This is a genomic window from Bacteroidales bacterium (assembly GCA_016707785.1).
Taxonomy (GTDB): Bacteria; Bacteroidota; Bacteroidia; order Bacteroidales; family UBA4417; genus UBA4417.
In genome coordinates this window covers 121,449-143,178 of the sequence record JADJGZ010000016.1, presented here as the reverse complement: position 1 = coordinate 143,178, position 21,730 = coordinate 121,449, and the positions used below count along the sequence as shown (strand labels likewise).

General features: G+C 41.5%; 18 protein-coding genes and 1 pseudogene. 14 read left to right on the top strand and 5 right to left on the bottom strand.

Annotated elements, in window-relative coordinates:
- Positions 1 to 186 precede the first annotated feature (186 nt).
- The gene (locus IPH84_11015; protein ID MBK7173739.1) at positions 187 to 480 is read left to right on the top strand and encodes a hypothetical protein; all 294 of its coding nucleotides are present in this window, start codon (positions 187 to 189) and stop codon (positions 478 to 480) included.
- A gap of 104 nt (positions 481 to 584) precedes the next feature.
- Positions 585 to 1,580, top strand: a complete 996-nt coding sequence (locus IPH84_11010; protein ID MBK7173738.1) for a hypothetical protein — start codon at positions 585 to 587, stop codon at positions 1,578 to 1,580.
- A 112-nt stretch (positions 1,581 to 1,692) separates the two neighbouring features.
- Here IPH84_11010 and IPH84_11005 read toward each other — a convergent pair whose 3' ends face one another.
- Together IPH84_11005 and IPH84_11000 are read right to left on the bottom strand one after the other, a co-directional pair.
- The gene (locus IPH84_11005) at positions 1,693 to 2,496 is read right to left on the bottom strand and encodes a 5'-nucleotidase, lipoprotein e(P4) family (GenBank protein MBK7173737.1); all 804 of its coding nucleotides are present in this window, start codon (positions 2,494 to 2,496) and stop codon (positions 1,693 to 1,695) included.
- A 207-nt stretch (positions 2,497 to 2,703) separates the two neighbouring features.
- Positions 2,704 to 3,582 carry a T9SS type A sorting domain-containing protein gene (locus IPH84_11000; GenBank protein ID MBK7173736.1) on the bottom strand — a complete coding sequence of 293 codons (879 nt, stop codon included), beginning with the start codon at positions 3,580 to 3,582 and terminating at the stop codon, positions 2,704 to 2,706.
- A gap of 360 nt (positions 3,583 to 3,942) precedes the next feature.
- On the opposite strand from IPH84_11000, the gene IPH84_10995 reads away from it, so the two are divergent.
- The 4 genes from IPH84_10995 to IPH84_10980 are packed head-to-tail and all read left to right on the top strand — an operon-like array spanning position 3,943 to position 7,478.
- The gene (locus IPH84_10995) at positions 3,943 to 4,947 is read left to right on the top strand and encodes a TonB-dependent receptor (protein ID MBK7173735.1); all 1,005 of its coding nucleotides are present in this window, start codon (positions 3,943 to 3,945) and stop codon (positions 4,945 to 4,947) included.
- On the top strand, positions 4,947 to 5,102 hold the full coding sequence (locus tag IPH84_10990) for a hypothetical protein (protein MBK7173734.1): 156 nt from the start codon (positions 4,947 to 4,949) through the stop codon (positions 5,100 to 5,102). Before IPH84_10995 ends, IPH84_10990 begins: the two co-directional genes overlap by 1 nt.
- Positions 5,103 to 5,136: 34 nt before the next feature.
- On the top strand, positions 5,137 to 6,666 hold the full coding sequence (locus IPH84_10985; GenBank protein MBK7173733.1) for a TonB-dependent receptor: 1,530 nt from the start codon (positions 5,137 to 5,139) through the stop codon (positions 6,664 to 6,666).
- A gap of 2 nt (positions 6,667 to 6,668) precedes the next feature.
- On the top strand, positions 6,669 to 7,478 hold the full coding sequence (locus tag IPH84_10980; protein ID MBK7173732.1) for a DUF4249 family protein: 810 nt from the start codon (positions 6,669 to 6,671) through the stop codon (positions 7,476 to 7,478).
- Between the two features lie 746 nt (positions 7,479 to 8,224).
- Here the strand turns inward: IPH84_10980 and IPH84_10975 are convergent.
- The 3 genes and pseudogenes from IPH84_10975 to IPH84_10965 all read right to left on the bottom strand — a co-directional run bounded on the left by IPH84_10975 (position 8,225) and on the right by IPH84_10965 (position 10,953).
- Positions 8,225 to 9,462: pseudogene (locus IPH84_10975) on the bottom strand (alpha-glucosidase C-terminal domain-containing protein).
- A gap of 239 nt (positions 9,463 to 9,701) precedes the next feature.
- A complete protein-coding gene (locus IPH84_10970) occupies positions 9,702 to 10,016 on the bottom strand; it encodes a hypothetical protein (GenBank protein ID MBK7173731.1) in 315 nt (104 codons plus the stop codon).
- Positions 10,017 to 10,029: 13 nt separating this feature from the next.
- Entirely contained in the window at positions 10,030 to 10,953 is a 924-nt protein-coding gene (locus IPH84_10965) for an alpha/beta hydrolase (protein MBK7173730.1), read from the bottom strand.
- Between the two features lie 320 nt (positions 10,954 to 11,273).
- On the opposite strand from IPH84_10965, the gene IPH84_10960 reads away from it, so the two are divergent.
- From IPH84_10960 to IPH84_10925, 8 genes are all read left to right on the top strand, one after another.
- On the top strand, positions 11,274 to 12,605 hold the full coding sequence (locus IPH84_10960; protein MBK7173729.1) for a TolC family protein: 1,332 nt from the start codon (positions 11,274 to 11,276) through the stop codon (positions 12,603 to 12,605).
- Between the two features lie 226 nt (positions 12,606 to 12,831).
- On the top strand, positions 12,832 to 13,989 hold the full coding sequence (locus tag IPH84_10955) for an efflux RND transporter periplasmic adaptor subunit (protein MBK7173728.1): 1,158 nt from the start codon (positions 12,832 to 12,834) through the stop codon (positions 13,987 to 13,989).
- Positions 13,990 to 14,029: 40 nt separating this feature from the next.
- Positions 14,030 to 14,776, top strand: coding sequence for an ABC transporter ATP-binding protein (locus IPH84_10950; GenBank protein ID MBK7173727.1), 747 nt, complete (start codon positions 14,030 to 14,032; stop codon positions 14,774 to 14,776).
- Between the two features lie 33 nt (positions 14,777 to 14,809).
- Positions 14,810 to 16,033: an ABC transporter permease gene (locus IPH84_10945; protein MBK7173726.1), complete on the top strand. Its 1,224-nt coding sequence runs from the start codon at positions 14,810 to 14,812 to the stop codon at positions 16,031 to 16,033.
- Positions 16,034 to 16,541: 508 nt separating this feature from the next.
- Positions 16,542 to 17,597, top strand: coding sequence for a histidine kinase (locus tag IPH84_10940; GenBank protein MBK7173725.1), 1,056 nt, complete (start codon positions 16,542 to 16,544; stop codon positions 17,595 to 17,597).
- Entirely contained in the window at positions 17,594 to 18,304 is a 711-nt protein-coding gene (locus IPH84_10935) for a response regulator transcription factor (GenBank protein ID MBK7173724.1), read from the top strand. Before IPH84_10940 ends, IPH84_10935 begins: the two co-directional genes overlap by 4 nt.
- 270 nt (positions 18,305 to 18,574) lie before the next feature.
- Complete coding sequence (locus IPH84_10930; GenBank protein ID MBK7173723.1) at positions 18,575 to 20,479, top strand: aryl-sulfate sulfotransferase; 1,905 nt, start codon at positions 18,575 to 18,577, stop codon at positions 20,477 to 20,479.
- A 15-nt stretch (positions 20,480 to 20,494) separates the two neighbouring features.
- Complete coding sequence (locus IPH84_10925; GenBank protein ID MBK7173722.1) at positions 20,495 to 21,700, top strand: T9SS type A sorting domain-containing protein; 1,206 nt, start codon at positions 20,495 to 20,497, stop codon at positions 21,698 to 21,700.
- Positions 21,701 to 21,730: the final 30 nt, after the last annotated feature.

Sequence of the window (21,730 nt, the reverse complement as noted above, 5' to 3'; positions counted from 1 at the left end):
GTTGAACCAGATCATATTTGCGGATCAAATGGTTGGGTATATTGCAGGTGATGGGGGTACCATCCTCAAGACAACAGATGGTGGTTCAAACTGGAGTGTCATTGAGTATTTGCCTGTGCAGGACTGGATATCTGTAAGTTTTACTTCTCAGCAGACAGGTGTAATTGCTTCAAAAAATTTTCGCCAATGGCTAAAACACCAACGGAGGATGATTGGGAGGTTGTTTATGAAGATGCATGGAAGCAGTTTCGGATTACCTGTATCAATGAAAACACCTATATAGCGATCGGAGAAATGGGGCTTATTCTTAAAACCACAAATGGTGGAACTACCTGGGATTCCATTCCTTCAGGGACTACAGTAAAGATTCGTGATATTGAATTTGTGAATGAAACAAATGGATTTATTGCAGGGGATCATGACTATAACAAAATACCAATGTCTTCCTTAGAACCACATGGTGGAAACACCTTGGATTAATACTGCTGAAGCAAATGAATACAGTGTTTATGAGGAGATATTGCATTTACCAGTGAAAATGCGGTGGATATAACCGCAAGCTATAAACACCTTTGAGACAACAGATGGAGGGAAAGCTGGACGTAGTTATCCTGGCTGGGAAACTCTTAAGCATTGCCTTGCTGGATGATTCAACCGGATACAGTGCTTCAATCTATGATATCAACAAGTTTAGTCATTATGGGACTGAATATCAAAACATTAATTATTCTTTCCCTGGTTATATCAATGATATTGCCTGTCCTGATGACAAACGGTTATTTGTTATTGGTGCTAACGGGTTCCTTTACTCCTCTTTTGCACCAGTATCCTACCACTGGGAACCATCCACAGGCCTGAGTGCTGATGATGTTGAATCTCCGGTTGCCAGTCCAATGGAACCCACTATTTACACAGCAACAGTGCTGTATTCCAATGGCACTACCTGCACTGATTCAATCACTGTGCTACTCCAGAATGAATGGTATTCTCCGAATTTATGCATGGTTACTGTGGACTCAACCTCATCACATTATATGATCCTATGGAATGAACCCGCATTAGGAACAGCCGATTCTGTATTTATTTACAAAGACGGGACTATCGCCGGTCAGCCCATCAGGCTGGCAGGTTTTTCAGCATCCGCTCCGGGTGAATATGTAGATATACTTTCCAATCCTGCGGTAAAGACAGAATGGTATGCTATGAATGTGATTGATAAGTGTAACATATCATATATGGGTTTTGGTCATAGTCCGGTGCATTTAGCTATTAACCAGGGTGTTGGAAATACCTGGAACCTGATGTGGAGTGATTACCACGGGGCTTTGTTATTGACCTATAATATTTACAGAGGTTCAACTTCTGACAATCTGCAGCTTCTGGCATCTGTTTCAGGAGGAATTACCCAGTATACGGATCTGAATGCACCTGCCGGTGATATCACCTATCAGATAGAAGCCATACTTGATGTTGAATGCAGCCTTTCAAAAGAAGCAACGCCATCATACTCCAATCTTGCCAGGTATTCCCCCTTTCAATATCTCCGGCATATCATCCGGGATATATATCCTGAAAATTGATCTGAAGGACAAACCGCAGAGTATTATGCAAAAACTGATCAAACTTTAATTATCTGTTTGCAAAACACCCAAGGATCTGTCATTATTTGGTGGCATACGCAAGATATAGTTTTTACCTAAGCTTCTTCAGCATCAGCTCCGTTTTTTCATCTTCCGTGAGATTCTTTTTATAATCATAAAGTGGCTTCTCCCAGGCACCATACATAGGGTTGGGAAGAACGATAAACCGTTGGCCAAAGAGTGCTTTATTCTTTTCTACGGCATCTTTCCCATAATTAACTGACCGGTCCTCAAAGACTTCTGAAAAATCATTCAGATTGTCACCTATAAGAAGCACAATCTCATGTGTGGAGGAAACTTTTGCTCTTCGCCCTACTTTAGAGCTGGTATTGCCGTTGTAGAAGGCTGTGTCGCTTCTTGTAAGCAGGTGGTCATTTGTGGCAAAAGGAAATCCCTCTTTCTGCAGATTCAGCAGGGTGGCAGCCTGTTCCTGGTAGTCATGGTTTGTAGTATAAAAGATATGAACACCCTTGCTTTCGGCATAATGGGCAAATTCCAGTGCCCCGGGAAGTGCTTTTGCTGAAGCCTTTGTTGTCCAATCATACCATCCGTCCTTTTGTTCTCCTTTTGTAATCACAATAGTTTCATATGGACTGTTATCCAGCATGGTTTCATCAATGTCAACCACTACCGCCAATGGTTTTAGACTGTTGTTGGTAGCCAGTTGTTCATCCAGGCGGAGTTTGGCGATATTAAATCCCTGGTAATAAAGTGCCGTCATCTCTGCAGAATTCTGAAACCAGGAAACAGATGACAATAAGTTGTTGCTATTCCTGGCTGTGACTACTTCCTTGCTTGTGTTACATGATTGAAAAAGGAAAGTAACAAGCAATAAGGTGAGAATTGTCCATTTCATAAAGTGAAGATTATAGTTGTCAAATTTCTTATTCAAAACCAAGTCAAAATTAAAGATTTACAAGCTAATTTGTTTGTTTGAATCATGCAATTGTTCATTACAGGAAAACCAAAGATGCCCTGGACTATCCAGGGCATCTTCAAATCTAATCGGAAATCAACACCTCCATTCCGGAATATTATAGAAGTATTTTCCGGAGGATCATTGTTAATCAATAAGAAGTAGCTTGCTCACATGTACATCACTTCCTGATATCCAGCGAACAAAATAACTTCCCCTGGGCAAAGAGGCTAGGTTAAGTGTAACGGCTTCATCTTCAATAGTTTTAGATTGATATACCTGGTTCCCGATCGCATCAAAAATGTAAAGTGAAACTTTTTCACCTGGATGGTTATCCATTTTAATCACAACCTTGTCCTTAGCGGGATTTGGAAAAATCCGGAATGATGCTGATGGATCTGAACCCACAGATAGTGTGGAACCATCTTGTGTAACCGTCACCTGGCTGGGTTCAAGCCCTTCCACTTCAATGGATATGGTAGCAATACGTGTGGCTGAAGTTGGATTTTCCAGGTAAGTAGCTACAATCGTCCCATTACCGGAACCCGATGGGGTTGCTGTACACCAGTCCCTGTCGGTGGAGGTTGTCCATATTGCATTGGAGGTCACACTGAAAGAAGTTGATCCGGCTATATACCCAACATTTCGATTTTGAGGAAATAATGTCAATGTTGGCACAGATGCAGTTGCTACAAAGGATCCCACCATGCCCATTCCTGTATGAGGTGTACACTTATAATTATAGGTACCTGCTTTGGTTACTTTATATTCATAGGAAGTTACTGTGCTTGTAATCGGACTATTCCATGTAGCAGCGCCTGAAGGAATGGTGGTTGAGGTTGTTGTGTGTGAACCTGAAACCCAGACCCATCGCATAGTGTCACCCACAGTAACATTATTAATATTTGCAGGGCTGAATGTATAATTTTGAACGTTGATCACATGTTTTGTTGCCAACGCCTCCCCTGGTAACACCGTAAGTATGAGGAGAATTATCCCCGTAAAGAGTGTAGCTATTGTTTTCATATAGGTATTATTTAGAATGTTTCTTAATACAACAATCTAATAATGATAAAGTTGATGAATTGAGTTATTTGATAGTTAATGACCAGGTATTATGCATGTTATATAGAATGATTGTCTTCAATTTTTGGTATCACGATATCACCCTGAATATTTCTGAAGCACTCATGGGACAAGCAATCATAATGCAGAGTTTGCTCATTAGTAATTGATTTCCAAACTGAAATAACATTTGCATAGAATAATCTCAATAGATAAAATGTGGTGATTCATCGGTATAAATCTTGTCAACGTATATTTCATTTTTGCCCGTCCGAAGGATGCGTAGAATTTTGCTGCCTCATCACTATGTAATAACAAATGATGCATAAGCCTTCCACTCTTCATTATCTTTTTGGTATCATCCTAATGGCCTTATTGCTTGTTAAGGTTATGCCCATCCATGCGCAGGACGATCAAGGAATCAGGATTTCTGAGTATTACTGGAGCACACCATTGGTGAAAGTCCTCGGAGATTTCAAATTCAAGTATAAGGCTGATATAGAATATGACTCGGCGATGGTCAAAGGTTTTACCCTGGACTATCTTTTTACGAATACCCCAATTGCAACAGCCGTAGAAGTGGTATTTCGTAATAATCCGGAAGTGGGTTATTTCATGGATGACAAGAATCACATCAAAGTTATACCACGTTCAATACTCAATGCCAGTAAACTCACTTCAGCTAACCAGAAATTTAAAGGAAAGCCTACCAAGTTCAATTTCACAGCAAGCGGGATTGTCAAGGACAGGCAAAGTGGAGAACCTTTACCTTTCGCTTCAGTGCTGATAAGGGGAACCAGTAAGGGCTGTTCATCGAATATCGACGGATATTTTACACTTCCGAACATCCCTACCGACACCTCTGCTATCCTTGTTTTTTACCTTGGCTACTACAAGCAACTCTTCTACCTAAGTCCTCATGCCGATGTTCATGAAATTACTATTCTGATGGATCCGGTAACTACCCAGCTAAAAACAGTAGAAGTTAAAGGACAGCGGGAGGACTTACTTAAAGCTTCTGAAGGGGGAAACCTGATAAAAATGGCTCCTGCTAAATTAGCTGAGTTGCCAAGTTTGGGGGAAAAGGATATTTTCAGGACGTTCCAGCTGATGCCCGGAATTGGCGGAGGCAGTGGTTCCTCAGCCGGACTGTTTGTGAGAGGGGGAACCCCTGACCAGAACCTAATCCTGTATGATGGATTCACAGTTTACCACCAGGAACATCTGTTTGGGATGTTCTCAGCTTTCAACCCCAATGCTATCAAGGAAGTGCAACTATATAGGGAGGGTTCGAGGCTAAATACGGGGGAAGGCTTTCCTCTGTGATGGAGATTATCGGGAAAACCGGTAATGATCAAAAATTCAATGGTGGGATTGATGCCGGGTTTATTGGAGTAAACGGCTATGTCGAAATTCCCCTGAAAGGAAAAAGGCTCTGTATTCCTTGCCGCCAGGAGGTCGTACAAGTCGTTCCTTTATGAAAAGTTGTTTGATTCCTTCAGCCAGGATAATGTGGTGCCACAAGAAATAAGGCCTGCCGGGCCTGGAGGAATGCCCAGGATGATAGAGGAACAGGAACCAACATCCTACTTCTATGATCTGAATGCCAAAGTCACGTATAAGTTTACCCTCAAAGACATTGTTTCCTTCAGCTTTTTCAGTGGACAGGATTATTTCGATAATTCCCGTGATATGAACCATTCAAGGGGAGGGATGAGTATAAGTGGAGGAATAACCGACCTAACCAAATGGGGGAATTGGGGGAGCAGTGCAAAATGGTCCAGGAAATGGAATGAAAAACTTTATACCAATAACCTGGTATCCATTTCCGATTATTCCAATTCGAAGGATAGGAGTGATGCCCGCACAATTTTTAATGAGGATGGAACCAGCAGTGTGTTCAATAATGGTTCTGTGGAACAAAATGCACTAAAGGATTTTTGCTTTAAGACCGATAATGAATGGAAATGGAACGACCAGAACCAGGTAGAATTCGGGGCTCAATACAATCATTATGATATTGCCTATTCTTTCCTGCAGAATGATACCCTTTCAATACTGGATATGCAGAACGAAGGGGACCTGATTGCAGCCTATGTCCAGAACCGTTTGAATCCTTTTGATAAAAAAATAACCTTACTCCCCGGGTTGAGAGTATCCTATTTCAGCAACACCGGCAAACCCTATTTCGAACCCCGTTTCCAGGCTTCCATCAATGCTACTTCCAAATTAAAGATTAAAGCATCCACGGGTTTGTACTACCAGTTTGCAAACAGGATCATCAGGGAAGATATCCAGGCCGGGAGCAGGGATATATGGATACTCTCAAACGGGGATAATATCCCGGTAAGCAGCTCCATTCATTTTATTTCAGGAGCCAGCTACGAAACAAGGGATGTCCTTATTGATGCAGAGGTTTACTATAAAAGACTTGCAGGTCTTACTGAATATACCTTGCGTTTCAACCACCGCTTCGGTGAAAGCATTGACTATTCCTCCCTCTTTTATGAAGGAACAGGTTATACCCGGGGTTTTGACCTGCTGCTACAGAAAAAATTCGGAAAATTCAGCGGATGGATTGGATATACCTTATCCGAAACCCGGTACAAATTCCCGGTATATGGCGAAGGCTATTTCGCTGCCTCACAGGATGTAACCAATGAACTGAAAATAGTAGCTATCCATAAAATTAAAAAATGGACCTTGTCAGGAACATGGGTGTATTCTACCGGAATGCCATACACCCAGCCTATTGGGGGCTATGTACTGACTATGCCTGATGGAACAACAAAAAGTATCATCATTCCCGGGACTAAAAATGCCTCCCGCCTGCCCGATTACCACCGGCTCGACCTGTCAGCAAAATATGATTTTACCATGGGTGAAACCGGGAAGGGCAGCATAGGGTTTTCCCTGTTCAATGTGTATAATCGTAAGAATGTGTGGTACAAGGAATTTACCGTGGATGAAACAGGCCTCACGGAAACCAATGTTAACCTCCTGGGGATTACTCCCAATGTTTCAGTAACACTTCAAATCAGGTAATTATGAAAACTAAACTCCTGATAATCTTATCAGTTGTATTCATTTTGATGTTCAATTCCTGCGGCAAAGAACTCATCGATCCTCTGAATTCCGATGAAATCGCCATCGTGGAATCCTATTTATACGCCGGGGATAGCAGCATCAGGGTAAATGTTTCCAGGCTACTGCCGTTTTCGGAAGACACCCTCGAGGTGAAAGAAGGTATAACCGGGCTTAACATTTTATTGAATGGTTTGCCAATGAGCGATATGGGCTCAGGTGAATACCAGTTCCTGCTGGGAAATAATAAAGTGGAGGCTGGTACTTCATTTACAATGGTTTTCTATTATGGTAGTGATTCAGTGAGTTCATCCACACAGATCCCCGAAAAGCCTGTTGATTTTTATCTCTCCGACCATGTCATTTATACTGACCGAATTACCAGCAGTGGTGGATTTGGCAGTGGCCCGATGGAGGATATTGATGTAACCTGGACCAATGATGATGACAGTTATTACTATGTTACCATTGAATACCTCGAAAGCACCCCTGACCTGATAAATGAAGTCATGGAAGATACTGATGTGCCCACCATTCAGAGTATTTCACCCATTCAGTCGTCGGGAACCAGGCTGGGTATGAGGAATCTGCAGTTTTTTGGACATTATCGTATAGTCTTATTCAAGGTGAACCAGGATTTTGCTGACCTGTATCAGCAGATCTCAGCAAATTCAAATAATATTACCGACCCTGTAACTTCAATTAAGAATGGATACGGTGTTTTTACAGGGATGAGTACGGATACAGCTTTTATAGAAGTGAGGGAGAATTAATTTATAAAAACATGCAACAAGAAGAAATCCCATTGTTTGAAGCAATAGATTGTTTGACTTGAGTATTGCTACAGGTGGGCTGTATCGTTGTGGCGAGGATAATAAATATCTAAAACTGCAACGAAAAAAAGGAAAAGGAAAGTGGTGGGATGCCCGGGTCCTGTCGGATTAGGAGGGTTAATTCGGCACACTTTCCTCCTGTCGGATGTTTGATGTCGGATGTTTGATGTCGGATGTCGGATGTTGATGTCGGATGTTGGATGTTTGAATTCGGATGTTTGATTTCAGATTGCTTCGGGAAATTCTTTAGCTCGTTGATTTTCCTCAAGGAAGCCTTGGTTTTGGTTCGCAGGTGAGATTGGGCTTGGATTTTGGACTTTGGATTTGAGACTTGGGACGTTTTGGTCCGCAAGCTGGCGAATGAGACTTGGTCCGCCAACCGGCGGATGGATTTTTGATTTGCTCTACGTTTTTTATTTTCTTATTAAAAAATTCTCCTGGTCAGGCAGCTTTAGGCAGTAAGTAGGTTTTTCGTTTTTCATTTTTCATTTTTCATTTTTCACTCTTCACCTGCCCGCTGTGAATATTTTCCTTTTAAGCAAGATTCCCCTGGTCAGACAGACCCCGCACTCAGAACCAAATGCTTCCCAATTGGGCACTCAGCACTCAGAGCCAAAGGTTCCCCTTCGGGGCACTCAGCACTCAGCACTCAGCACTTTGCCCCCGACACAAAAAGCCAAAATCACTTAGTCCAAAACCAGCACAAGATATCCCCACGGATTAAGAGTTATTACATCATCTCCACTTATCCGGAAAACTTTGCCTGTAAACAACTCGGTATAATTTCCAAAATGATGGCTGGTCTTCAATTTGACAGTTACATTTTCATTACTGAAATTAAAAATAGGTATCACCTTATCCCCATTCATTTCCCTTGAGAATGAAATCACCTTTGAAGGCTGATCATTGAAAATTCTAACCATTTCGCCGCCCCAGGCCCCATTCCAAAGGGCCTTGTTTGTGTGTTTCAGGGTGAAAAGTTTCCTGTAAATCTCGTAAAAAGGGTGTTCCCGCCATTCTATCAGGTCTTTGTCGAAGAATGCCAGTGAACGATTAAGTCCGGCTTCCTGCCCGCTATAAACCAATGGCATTCCATTTACTGTGGCGGCTAGTACAATACTGGTTTCAAGTCCATCTCCAAAGTTCAGCAATGGATTTCCTTCCCAGGAGTTTTTGTCATGGTTATCGGTAAAAGTCATCCGGTAAGCATCCCGGGGAAAAGTGTTCACATCATGAGCCATGTATTCCACTAATCCACCAATGTTTTTATGACCGGTAGTTACCTCCTTCATCTTATCCCATAAACTCCAGGAATAAGTCATATCGAAAGCATACCTGTGCAGGTCACGTGATTCCCATTCAGCCAGCATAAAAACCGGTTTGATAGCATCTAACTGCTTTCTGACGGATTCCCAGAAATCGACCGGGATAAAACCTGCCACATCACATCTGTAACCATCAATATTGGTTTCTTTTACCCAGAATTTAAGTGCCTCTGTCATATATTCCCTCAGTCCTGGCTGGTTGTAATCGAAATCAATGATATCTTCCCAATCATACCAGGGAGTAGGTTGAAAGTCTCCTTCCAGCGTCCGGGTGTACCATTCCGGATGTTCTGTTACCAGGGGATTATCCCAGGCTGAGTGATTAGCCACCCAGTCGAGGATTAAATACATCCCCATCTCATGTACTTTTTTAACCAGGGATTTAAAATCATCCATCGTTCCAAACTGGGATTAACCCCATAATAATCCTTCACCGAGTATTCGCTGCCTAATGTTCCTTTCCGGTTTTTCTCTCCAATGGGTTGAATGGGCATAAGCCATAGTATGTCAATACCCATTGCTTTTAAACGGGGCAAGTGGGCTTCAAATGCTTTGAATGTACCTTCTTTGGTGTATTGACGGATATTCACCTCGTAGATGGTGGCATTTTTGCTCCATTCCGGGTGCTGAAGTTTTACATAGGTTTCTGGCTGATAGGATGGCTTGACATTTACTCCAAAAAAGCCTGGGCCTTCAGGTTTGCTGAGTTAATTCCGGCAAGCAAGAAACTTGAAAGGAGAATCAGATTGTAAAGTGTTTTCATACAAAAAGATAAAGTGAATTTAAGCCGTCGGAATTCTTGCACTTATGATCCTTTATTTCAGCAATTATTGTAACCCTATCCAGGAATTTCCGGTACTTCAATGATCATATTTCCGGTTCCCAGTGCAAAAGTAATATTCAGAAATATCATGCAATTGTTTTCAGTGCCCGATTTTTCCACCCGGTTTTCATCAATTAACAGAATTTTTACAAGCTCTTTCCTGAGATACAGAAGATCTTTTTCTTCCAACTCAAGGATCAGTCCTAGTGAAATATCAGAAAAACGCTGAAAATTGATAATTGTGGCATATTTATCTACAATTGCCTGTATATCGCTGATGGCTTTGATTCGCTCATCACGACTTATCCCCGACCAGTAATACTTACTCATTCAAAAAGAGTTATCATTTTTTGAGTAAAAAGTTCATTGGAATGTCAAAACGCTTATTCCATGCTTTCTCACTATGGTCCTCGCCGGGGAAGTACCGGGTAATCCAGTTGGAGGAGTTGAATCCTTTTTCTTTCATAACCTGGTCAACCTTTTCCTGGAGGGGTGGGTACAGGCTATCCAGAGTCTGATCTCCATAATCGAAATAAATCTTATGCGAACGTGGATTAGGAAGATGAAGGCGGAGATAATCGTAAAAAGCTTCCGGTATGGGGTTGTTATCCATTTTGAAAATCCCGGGCCAATGTGTACTTAAACAGGCTGCACCCCCAAATACATCAGGGTATTCGCAGATGGCATACATCGAAATGAGCCCTCCCATGCTGCTGCCGGCTATAAAAGTATGTTTCCGGGTTTTTAATGTGGAATAAGTCCTGTCAATATAGGGTTTTAACTCAAGAGTGATGAATTTCAGGTAGTTGTCGGATTGAATCTTGTAATCGTTGAAAACTGAATATCCATTACCCCTTGCGGCTGTGTAAACTGATTCCTTTTGTTCAGGTGATAATGACTCAAAGGGTTTTTGAGGGAAATAATCCGAATGCCTTGATTTATCGCCATTCCACACACCCACAACAATCACATCCCTGATACTTCCCTTTTCCATCATGGTTGTCAATACATCATCTACATTCCATGAACTATGGTTCCAGGTTGTATTGGAGTCATAAAGCATCTGACCATCATGCATGTAAAGTACATTATACTTCTTCGAGCTTGAATAACCGGCAGGTAGCCAGATATCGATATTTCTTGAAGTGACATACGCTGAGGGGAAGTTTTCAATCCTGGAAATACCGCCTGAAACTACTTTGGGTAGCGTTTGTGAAGAAACTGTGAAGGACAGTAGAATACTAATTGTAATCAATAGACTTTTCATCTTGAAGTTTTTCAGGCTTGTTTTAATAGGAGTTGAAGCACTCACTAAAGAAAGAAAGTTGTTTGTCAGGTAATTAAGTAAGTCTGTTCCCAAAAAGTATCTTTCTGATTTATCGTAAATTAAGCGATGCAATAATAGCATAATTCTGTAATTGTTGATCAGGTATACTGTATTCTGATTCTTGTATCCTAAAAATTTATAGTGTTTATTACTTCGTCGATAAATTCTTGCACTTCGTCCTGAAACATGTCACCAACTTATATATAGTTTGAGGGCTCACTATCAAGGAGATACTTTTGCTCATTCTTAATTCCCGGATCATGACCAAAAAGAAAAGTATCTTCATACTAATCAGCCTTTTTATCACACTCTTCTTTCAGTCAGCTATGGCTCAGCAACCTGCTGCTAGCTGGACACTAAGGGCTTGTATTGATTATGCCCTGGCCAATAATATCCAGATTAAAAAACTCAATGAGTCGGTTAAAAGCATTGAGCTTGACCTGGAAGCTGCAAAAGCATCACTCTATCCATCTCTTTCTGCATCTGCCAATCAATCCTATACTCACCAGAAAGCCCAGTCGGGAAGTCCGGACGATGAGTCAAATTCATTAACAGGGAATTATAGTATCCGTTCTTCTGTTTTACTGTACAATGGAAATAAACTTAAAAACACAATTGAATTACAGGCACTCACCGTGCAGAGTGCCGGATTGAATCAACAGGCTACCCAAAATAACATTGAGCTTGAAATCTCATCACTATACCTCCAGGTTTTATATGCCAGGGAAGCATTGGTGAATGCAGAAAATAATCAGATTTCCACTCAATCTCAGGTAGATCGCGCAAAAATTCTCTATGATGCAGGTTCAATTTCAGAATCTACTTACATGCAATTAGTGGCTCAGCTCAGCGAAGCAAATTATTCAGTAGTAAGTGCCAGGACCAGTCTTGAGCGACAGTTACTGAACCTGAAACAAATGCTGGAGCTTAATATCAATGAACCTTTTGATATAGCTTATCCTGAAATTGATGATGATCAGGTACTCTCCCTGCTTCCTGAAAAGCAACAAGTGTATATTTCAGCCCTGGGTTTCATGCCGGAATTGCAAAATGGTCAACTGGCCGTTGGTCAGGCACAAATAGCTGTTCAAATTGCAGAAGCCGGTAAACTGCCAACGCTTGCCATGGATGCCTCCCTGGCTTCAGGGTATTCCAGTCTTTCAGGAAACCAGTTTGCTACTCAGCTAGGGAATAATTTCTATCAAAATGCCGGCCTGACCTTAAGTATTCCGATTTACAGTAATAAACAGGTTAAGACCGCTGTTTCAAAAGCGAAAATTTCTCAGAAAACAGCTGAACTCGATCTCAGCCTCACCCGAAAAACAGTGCTCCATTCAATCGAAAATGCGTACCTCGATGCATCTTCTGCCCAGAGCAGGTTTGTAGCAGCTAAAGATCAACTGAAAGCGTCGAAAATCAGCTATGATTTAATAAATGAGCAGTTTAGGCTGGGCATGAAAAACTCGGTGGATCTTCTCACCGAGAAGACACTCTACCTCAATGCCCAACAGGAATACCTTCAGGCAAAATATACTACTGTGTTAAATCAGAAAATCCTCGATTTCTACAGGCAAAAGAGAATTGAGCTTTAAGCAGGTAGGAAGGGGAATCCAGAATCCAGAATTCAAAAAACATGCTTCATTCATTCGTTCTTCATTCGTGCATTCGTGGCATTTTTTACTCCCCCCGGAGAATACCCCGGCTTGGAGCGTCAGAACTCAAAGTAGTTTTCATGATCCAGGAACATTTATTTTCAATTCTATCTCCTGGATTCTAAGAAAAACTTCCATTAGACAAATCACTTAAACAACAACAGATATGACCAAAAAGAAAATAATCTATGCAACCCTGGGGATCCTTGTCATCCTGGCCGTTTCTCTGGCTTTGCTCCGTGGTGGCGAGCAGAAAGGGACGATTTCCTATATTACAGAGGAAGTTACCATCGGATCTATATCCTTAACTGTTACAGCAACGGGCACTGTGGAGCCGGTAAAGCAGGTTGAAGTAGGAACCCAGGTTTCAGGGGTTATCAAGAAAATTTATGTTGATTTCAATTCCAATGTAAAGAGTGGACAGCTCCTGGCTGAACTCGACAAAACACCTCTTTTGGCGCAACTTGCCTCGGTTGAGGCCGATCTGCAATCGGCACAGAGCCAGTTTGTTTACCAGGAGGCAAATTTCCACCGGATGGAACAACTGCTGGCAAAAAAAGCCATCAGTGAAACCGATTATGAATCAGCTTTATACCAGTTTAGTGCAGCCAAAGCCAACGTGGCCAAGATGAAATCGGAGGTGGAGCGTGCCGGTACCAATCTGGGTTATGCCATGATCTATTCACCGATCGATGGTGTAGTGTTGAGCCGTGCTGTGGATGAAGGACAAACCGTTGCTGCAAGTTTCAATACCCCTACTTTGTTTACCATTGCCCAGGACCTCACTAAAATGCAGGTGGTGGCTGATGTAGATGAAGCGGATATAGGAAGAGTAAAAGAAGGTGAAAAAGTTTCCTTCACAGTTGATGCTTATCCTGACGATACATTCGAAGGGAGTGTTAAACAGGTTCGTTTACAGGCTGTTACAAATTCAAATGTGGTTACTTACAGTGTGGTGATTGATGCCCCAAATCCCGAACTGAAGCTGAAACCCGGGCTTACTGCCAGTATCACTGCTTTCACAAATACAGCTGAAAATGTACTTACTATTCCAGCCAGAGCACTTCGCTTCATGCCTGATAGCACCGTGGTTAAGAGGTTTCCGCAAAAGGGTAATTCAATTGTCTGGGTGATGGAAAAAGGGCAAATTAAACCAGTTGAAGTTGTTTCAGGACTTACTGATGAAACCCGGACGGAAATCATATCAGGCCTCTCGAAAGGTGAGCATGTTGTAGTTTCCTATAGAACAGAAACGGTATCCGGCAATGAAACCACATCTGCCCAAAGTCCTTTTATGCCTAAACCACCGGGAGCTAAGAAGTAATCGTTAACCCTGTTTATATTGAAAATTCAAAAGTAAAGTAATGAGCGAGATACTTACAGCAAAGCAGATTAAAAGGGAATTCATGGTGGGAAGCCAGAAAGTAAATGCCTTAAAAGGGGTTTCTTTCATGATAAAAGCCGGGGAATTCGTCACTTTCATGGGGACAAGCGGTTCAGGTAAATCAACCCTTCTGAATATACTTGGATGCCTTGATACGCCCACCGAAGGAGAGTATCTGCTGGATGGCATTCCGGCACAAAGTATGTCGAAAAATGAAAGGGCCCTGCTTAGAAACCAGAAAATTGGTTTTGTTTTTCAAACCTATAACCTACTTCCCCGGACTACTGCCCTCGAAAATGTAGAACTCCCTTTGATGTATAATTCAGCAGTCAAGGCAAGGGAAAGGGAGGAAAGAGCTATACATGTGCTGGAATCGGTGGGACTGGCAGATCGTATGCACCATACACCTAACCAGATGTCGGGTGGGCAGCAGCAACGGGTAGCTATTGCAAGGGCATTGGTAAATGATCCGGTCATCATTCTGGCGGACGAAGCTACAGGAAACCTTGATTCACGAACATCCTATGAAATCATGGCTCTATTCCAGCAACTGAATTCTGCTGGGAAAACCATCGCCTTTGTAACCCATGAGCCGGATATTGCTGCTTTTAGCCAAAGAAGCATAGTACTCAGGGATGGCAGGATATTAACAGATACGAAAATCTTACAACCAGCTTCAGCGGCAACAGCTTTACTAAATCTTCCTGCTGAAGAAGAATTTGGCTGAAATAATACTTATACAATTTGAAAATCCTTCTAAATGAATATTTCAAATCTTTTCAAAATATCCTTTAAGGCACTGGGCAGTAATAAGTTCAGAGCTTTATTAACGATGCTGGGAATCATTATAGGCGTGGCAGCTGTAATTGCTATGCTGGCCATTGGACAAGGTTCAAAAAAGAGTATTGAGGATGAAATTTCCAAAATGGGCTCCAATATGCTGATGATTCAACCGGGAGCTGATATGTTTCAGGGTGGTGCCAGGATGAATCCTGCCAGTAATAATACTCTGATCCTTGAAGATTTTACCGCCATCCGGAAAAACTGCAATTATATTTCAGCGATTTCTCCGGTAGTAAATGGAAATGGACAATCTATCTATGGGTCTGATAACTGGCCGGTTAGCATGGTGGGAGTAAACGAAGAATACCTGCAAATCAGGAAGTTCAGTGTAAAAAGTGGAAGAATGTTCAATGAGCATGAAATCAACTCGTCGGCAAAAGTATGCCTGCTGGGTCAAACAGTTGTTGAGGAGCTTTTTGGAGAAGGTGCTGACCCTGTAGGACTCTCCATCCGGTATAACAAGATTCCATTTATAGTGATTGGTGTGCTTATTGAGAAAGGTGAGAATGGGATGGGTCAGGATCAGGATGATATTATCCTTGCACCTTTTACAACAGTTCAGAAAAGGGTGGTAGCTATCGATTATATTAATGGAATCAATTGTTCAACCACCACAGAAGAGGTCACCCAACAGGCGAAAACCGAAATTGAAACAATTTTACGCTCACAACATGGAATTAATGAAGGTGATGAGGATGATTTTCATGTCAGGTCACAACAGGAAATGTTAACCATGTTCAGTAGTACCAGTGCAGTGATGACCATTCTGCTGGCTGTTATTGCAGGAATTTCCCTGATTGTTGGAGGTATCGGAATTATGAATATCATGTTTGTCTCGGTTACTGAACGCACCAGGGAAATTGGTTTAAGAATGGCAGTTGGAGCCAGGGGAATGGATATCATGGCTCAGTTCCTGATAGAAGCTTTCCTGATAAGTATGGTCGGTGGTATGATAGGAGTGGGCCTGGGGATAGGCAGCTCCTTCATAATTAAAAACATGTTGAACTGGCCGGTAGTGATCACCTCGTATTCGATCGCTCTTTCGTTTGCAGTTTGTACCTTTACAGGTATATTCTTCGGATGGTATCCTGCCAGGAAAGCTGCCAACCTGGATCCGATTGATGCCATTAGGTATGAGTAGATTCGGATGTCGGATGTTTGATGTCGGATGTTTGATGTCGGATGTTTGATGTGGAAAGGCGGATATTTGATGTTGGATTTTTGAATTGAGAATATGAGCATGTCCCCCTTTGCAAAAAGGGGGTGTCCGCTTGCGGACGGGGGATTAAAAGTGGTCATAGACTTCAAATGGGAATCTCTGGATTGGAATGTTGAATGTCGGATGTTTGATTTCGGATTCGGATCGGATGTTGGATATTACGAAGGAAGGCCTATGGCTTGGATCTTCAAAAATCAAAAATCCCTGCCTGCCTGCAGGAATGCTAATACTTAGCTGGTTTTTCGCAGTCAGGCAGGGTTAATCGACAATCTAAATTCAAGAGCAATTTTGATTAACGATTGAAGATTAACGAATTCAGAATTAAGAAGGAGTTTGACATCCGACATCTTCAAAACCTTCTTTCAAATTTCCCGTTCAGGCGAGCACAGCACCCAGCACCCAGCACAATGACAGTAAAATCAACCCCAATATGATCGACTCTAATCCATTCAAACATCGCCTTCAATTCCTGATCCATATAATCATCTGGGGGGTGATCATTATTTTTCCCCTGGTATTTATTTACAGTGAAGGTGAAAGAAGCCTGGTCCGCTTCCTCGACTTCTCACTTCCTGCGCTCTTCCTGATCCTGGTATTTTACATGAATTCGTTTTGGATCATCCCTCAATACCTGTTCAATAAAAAAATCTGGCAGTTTTTTCTGGTAAACATTGTCCTGATTGCTGCTTGTATCTTTTTGATGGACACTATTAAACACTTTTATTTCGTTGAGTACTTTGCACAATTTGAGAAAAGAAATCAATTCCCTCCCAAACCCCGCATGGAGGGTATAATATTCTTCAGAGATATTATTTCTATGTCAGTAACGGTCGGACTTTCAGTGGCTATCAAGATGACAACCCAATGGTATCAGTCACAGGCAGAGCAAAAGGAACTGGAGAAATTACATGTGGAATCGGAACTGAATAACCTGAAGCATCAGTTAAATCCACACTTTCTGTTTAATACACTTAATAATATTTACTCCCTGATCAGTATTAATCAGGATCATGCTCAACATGCCGTTCACCAGCTTAGTAACCTGATCCGTTATGTGCTTTATGATAGTGATCAGCCGAAAGTTTCGTTAATCAAAGATCTGAAGTTTACCTCAAATTTCATTGAATTAATGAGCCTCCGGTTGCCTTCACATGTAAAACTTGAAACAAATATCTCTGCATCAGAAGAGGACCTGGAAATTGCCCCTTTGTTATTTATATCACTGGTAGAAAATGCCTTCAAACATGGTGTTAGTCCAACCGAACCTTCCTTAATTAAGATTGAGATCACTAATTCCCGGCAAAATGAAATTGTATGCATCGTCAGGAATAGCAATTTCCCAAAAACTGAATCTGATCGGAGTGGGTCGGGTATTGGCCTGGTAAATCTTAAAAAAAGACTTGATCTTATTTATCAAGGGGCCTATGATTTATCAAATGAAATCAATGGCGAACAATATATTGCAACCCTATCCCTGAAATTATGAAAATCAGCTGCCTGATCGTCGATGATGAACCCCTTGCCCTTGATCTTTTGGAGGGATATGTAAACAAAACACCATTTCTGTCACTAGCCGGCAGATGCAATAGTGCTTTCCAGGCAATGGAAATTATGACTCAGCTGGATATTCAGCTAATATTCCTTGATATTCAGATGCCCGGATTATCAGGACTTGAATTCAGTAAAAGTATTCTTGAAGGGCCAAGAGTGATTTTTACAACAGCATTTGAGAAATATGCAATATCCGGATTTAAAGTAGATGCCCTCGACTACCTTTTAAAACCTGTCAGTTTCCCTGAATTCCTGACGGCAGCCAATAAAGCCAAGCGTTGGTTCGACTTTCAATCAAAAAATATTTCTCCTGAAGTCAGAAATTCACTGTTCGTGAAAAGTGATTATAAGATGATCCAGATCGAATTCAACAGTATTCAATTTATTGAAGGTCTTAAAGATTATGTCAAAATATATCTGTCAGGTGAAGAAAAACCGATTCTTACTCTCATGAGTATGAAGTCTCTGGAAGAAAATCTGCCGGAAAACTTGTTCATGAGAGTGCATCGATCCTATATTGTTAATCTCGAAATGATAAAAACGATCGAAAGGAATCGGATTATCTTTGGGAAAACCTATATTCCTATTTCAGAAAACTATAAGGAGAAGTTCCAGGAATTTGTCAACAGCCGTTTCTTCTGATGCAATGCTAGTCGGGATATTAGATATCCGGCTGTAATCATTCTTAACCTTATTTTAATGATCAACACTTTACGCTGTATCTGTTTCCCATTGGTCATGAGAATTCAGTAGTCTAGTCGAAAAATCAGTGTTTCCATCTATTTGTTTTTAACAGTAAATTAATATTTTATTAATTTGTAAACTCAAGGTAAAATGATAACTGCACAAATTTGACAACCTTTGGATTATCATTTAGTTCCAGAACTTTTAAAGCTGATAAAACCAGATTCTATGAAGCTTACAAATTTCTTAATTGCCATCGCTTTCTTTTTATGTGTGGTAGTTTCAGCTCAGCCTTATGGCAGCTACACGCTTTACAGCTTAAAAAACAGCACCAAAGCCTATCTCGTTGATTTAACCGGGGCTACTTATAAAATGTGGACATTCAACTCATCTAAACCGGTTGGTTACTCTTCCTACCTGTTACCAGGTGGTGTGATTCTCCGCACTGTTGCCAAATCAGGAAACTATTTCACCGGGGGTCCGATTTGCGGAGAAGTTCAAAAAGTGGATTGGAATGGCAATGTTATCTGGGACTATGTGTATTCCACAACAGAATACTGCACCCATCATGATATTTGCCCTATGCCCAATGGAAATGTCCTCCTTATCGCCTATGAAACCCGCAATCCAACGCAGGTTTCAGCTGCAGGATGTTCACAAAATATAACGATGTGGCCCGATAAAATTGTTGAAATTGAACCGGTAGGAACTACGGGAGGGAATGTCGTTTGGGAATGGCATGCCTGGGATCATTTGAGCCAAAGTTTATACCCGTCCAAAGCTAATTATGTTACATCCATCGTTGACCATCCGGAACTACTTAATGTTAACTATAAAGCACAAAAAGACTGGCTGCATGTAAACGGGATTGATTACAATGAACAGTTGGACCAAATCGTTTTTTCTTCCCATAATATGAATGAGTTCTATGTGATTGATCATAGCACAACTATCGCTGAAGCCGCTTCTCATTCAGGAGGAAATTCAGGAAAAGGTGGGGATATCCTCTACCGATGGGGGAATCCTGAAGCCTATCAAGCCTCTGGTTCCGCTAATTTCAATGTTGTGCATGATGCGCATTGGGTGCCAGCAGGATGCCCGAATGCCGGATTTCTATGTGGATTCAATAATAAAGGCGGTGCAGGAGGTAAAACCTGTGTCGACCTGGTTTCCCCTCCTTATGATGGTTATAATTATTCTCATACACCGGGAATGTCCTACGAACCGGCAACTTATTCCTGGCGCCATACCTATAGCGGAAGCCCTACCCAGAATGAAGGCAATTCACAACAATTACCAAACGGTAATACCCTGGTCAATATCTCATTTTCAGGATATATGTACGAAATTGACCCAAATCAGAATGTGGTCTGGTCAAAAACAGTTGCAGGTACTAATACATCCGCATTCAGATATACCGATTGCTATGTTAACAGCATTGGCTATGCAAATGCAACCGCCGTTCCTAAGAGTCTCTGCGAAGGGGATGCAGCACAGCTTGACGCACAGGGAATCGGGGGCTCCAATTATACTTACCAATGGACTTCGAATCCCCCGGGTTTTACTTCCAACCAGCAAAATCCATTAATCAATCCAACCGAAACAACCACTTTTATCGTGACAATCACGAGTGGAACATGCACAGCAACCGATTCAGTGAAGGTTATTGTAACACCTTATCCGGAAACACCTGTAATAACGGTTCATGAAGATAGCCTTATTTCCAGCAGTGAAAGTAATAACCAATGGTTTCGGAATGGCAGCCTGATTGAAGGTGCCACCTTCCGATACTATCTTCCATCAGAACCGGGTAATTACCAGGTACAAATAATTACCAACGGCTGCGAATCAGATCTTTCAACCCCGGTCGTGTACACTTCCAGCGAAGAACAATCGTTGAACTGGCCTGTAAATATATACTATCATGCAGTTTCAGAACAGGTAAGGATAAGTGGAATTGAGAATATCCCGGGCACAAAACATCTGTTGGCTTATAACTACCTGGGACAACTCATTCTTGATGAAGAAGGCAAAGAAGATATTGATGTTGCAAATCTTCCAACAGGTGTATATTTATTCAAACTTATAAACCTGAACAAAGTCATTTTCATAGGGAAAGTATTCATTCACTGATGTTATTATAAGCAAATGAAATATCTGTTGCACTTTTTAATTCCCGGCATGCTGGTGATGAGTTCACTCATTTCTCAGGCCCAGTTTTTTATTAACTATACAACCACTAACGGTCTCCCGGATAATAATGTGAATGGGGTAGCTGTAGATGCAAATAATGTGAAGTGGTTCGGAACTCAGTCGGGTGTAGCCCGTTTTGATGGCTCTTCATGGACCACCTTTACCACGGCAAATGGCTTGATTGATAACTTTATCAATTGTATAGCAGTAGATGTCAATAACCATATTTGGGTAGGAACCGATCTTGGTATCAGCAGCTATGATGGTGCAGCCTGGACAAACTTTAACTCATCCAATGGACTGGTGAATGATATGGTAAGCTATATTGCAGGAGCTGATGATGGTAGCCTATGGATTGGTACCAGTGGGGGAGTGTCAAAGCTCAATGGCTCCACTTTCACAAATTATACCACTTCCAATGGCTTGCCTTCTGATATGATAAGTTATATAACAACAGATGGAAGCAAAGTCTGGATGGGAACCTGGCTGGGTGGCCTGGTTAAATTCGACGGCTCTGTGTTTACCATTTTTACAACAGCCCAGGGATTGCCGGATAATAATATTTCATGTATCACTGTCGATGAAGCTGGAAATAAATGGGTGGGTTCTTTTATGGGTGTAACCCTGCTTGATAATTCCGACCAGTTAGTTACCACCTATACTACCGTAAATGGTTTATTTAATAATTATGTCAAAGACCTTGCCATTGACTCAGATCAGGATGTGTGGGCCGGCATCTACGCTGATTATCTCCAGGATGGTGCGCTAAACTGGTTTGATCAAACAGATTGGATTACTTATAAAGTGGAAGATGGATTAGTGAACCCAATGGTCAAACGACTGGCCATTGACCAAAATGACCATATTTGGATAGCAACCGGAAATGGGGTTTCTGAATTTATTAAACTGGATGGACAAATTGAATCCTCTTTAACTGGTATCAATATCTTCCCAAATCCTGCCAGGGACTGGCTGAAAATTACCGGGATCAGGTCTGTATCTGACATAGGTCTCTCCAATTTACAGGGACAGATGGCTCTTTATCAATCCGGTGTTTCAGGTGATGTTGAAATTAACATTAAGGGATTACCCGCAGGTATTTATGTTCTCTCAATAAAAAATACCCAAACAATTAATACACTAAAGGTGGTTATTAAGTGAGGTTTTGGTTTCTGTTAATAGGGATTTTTT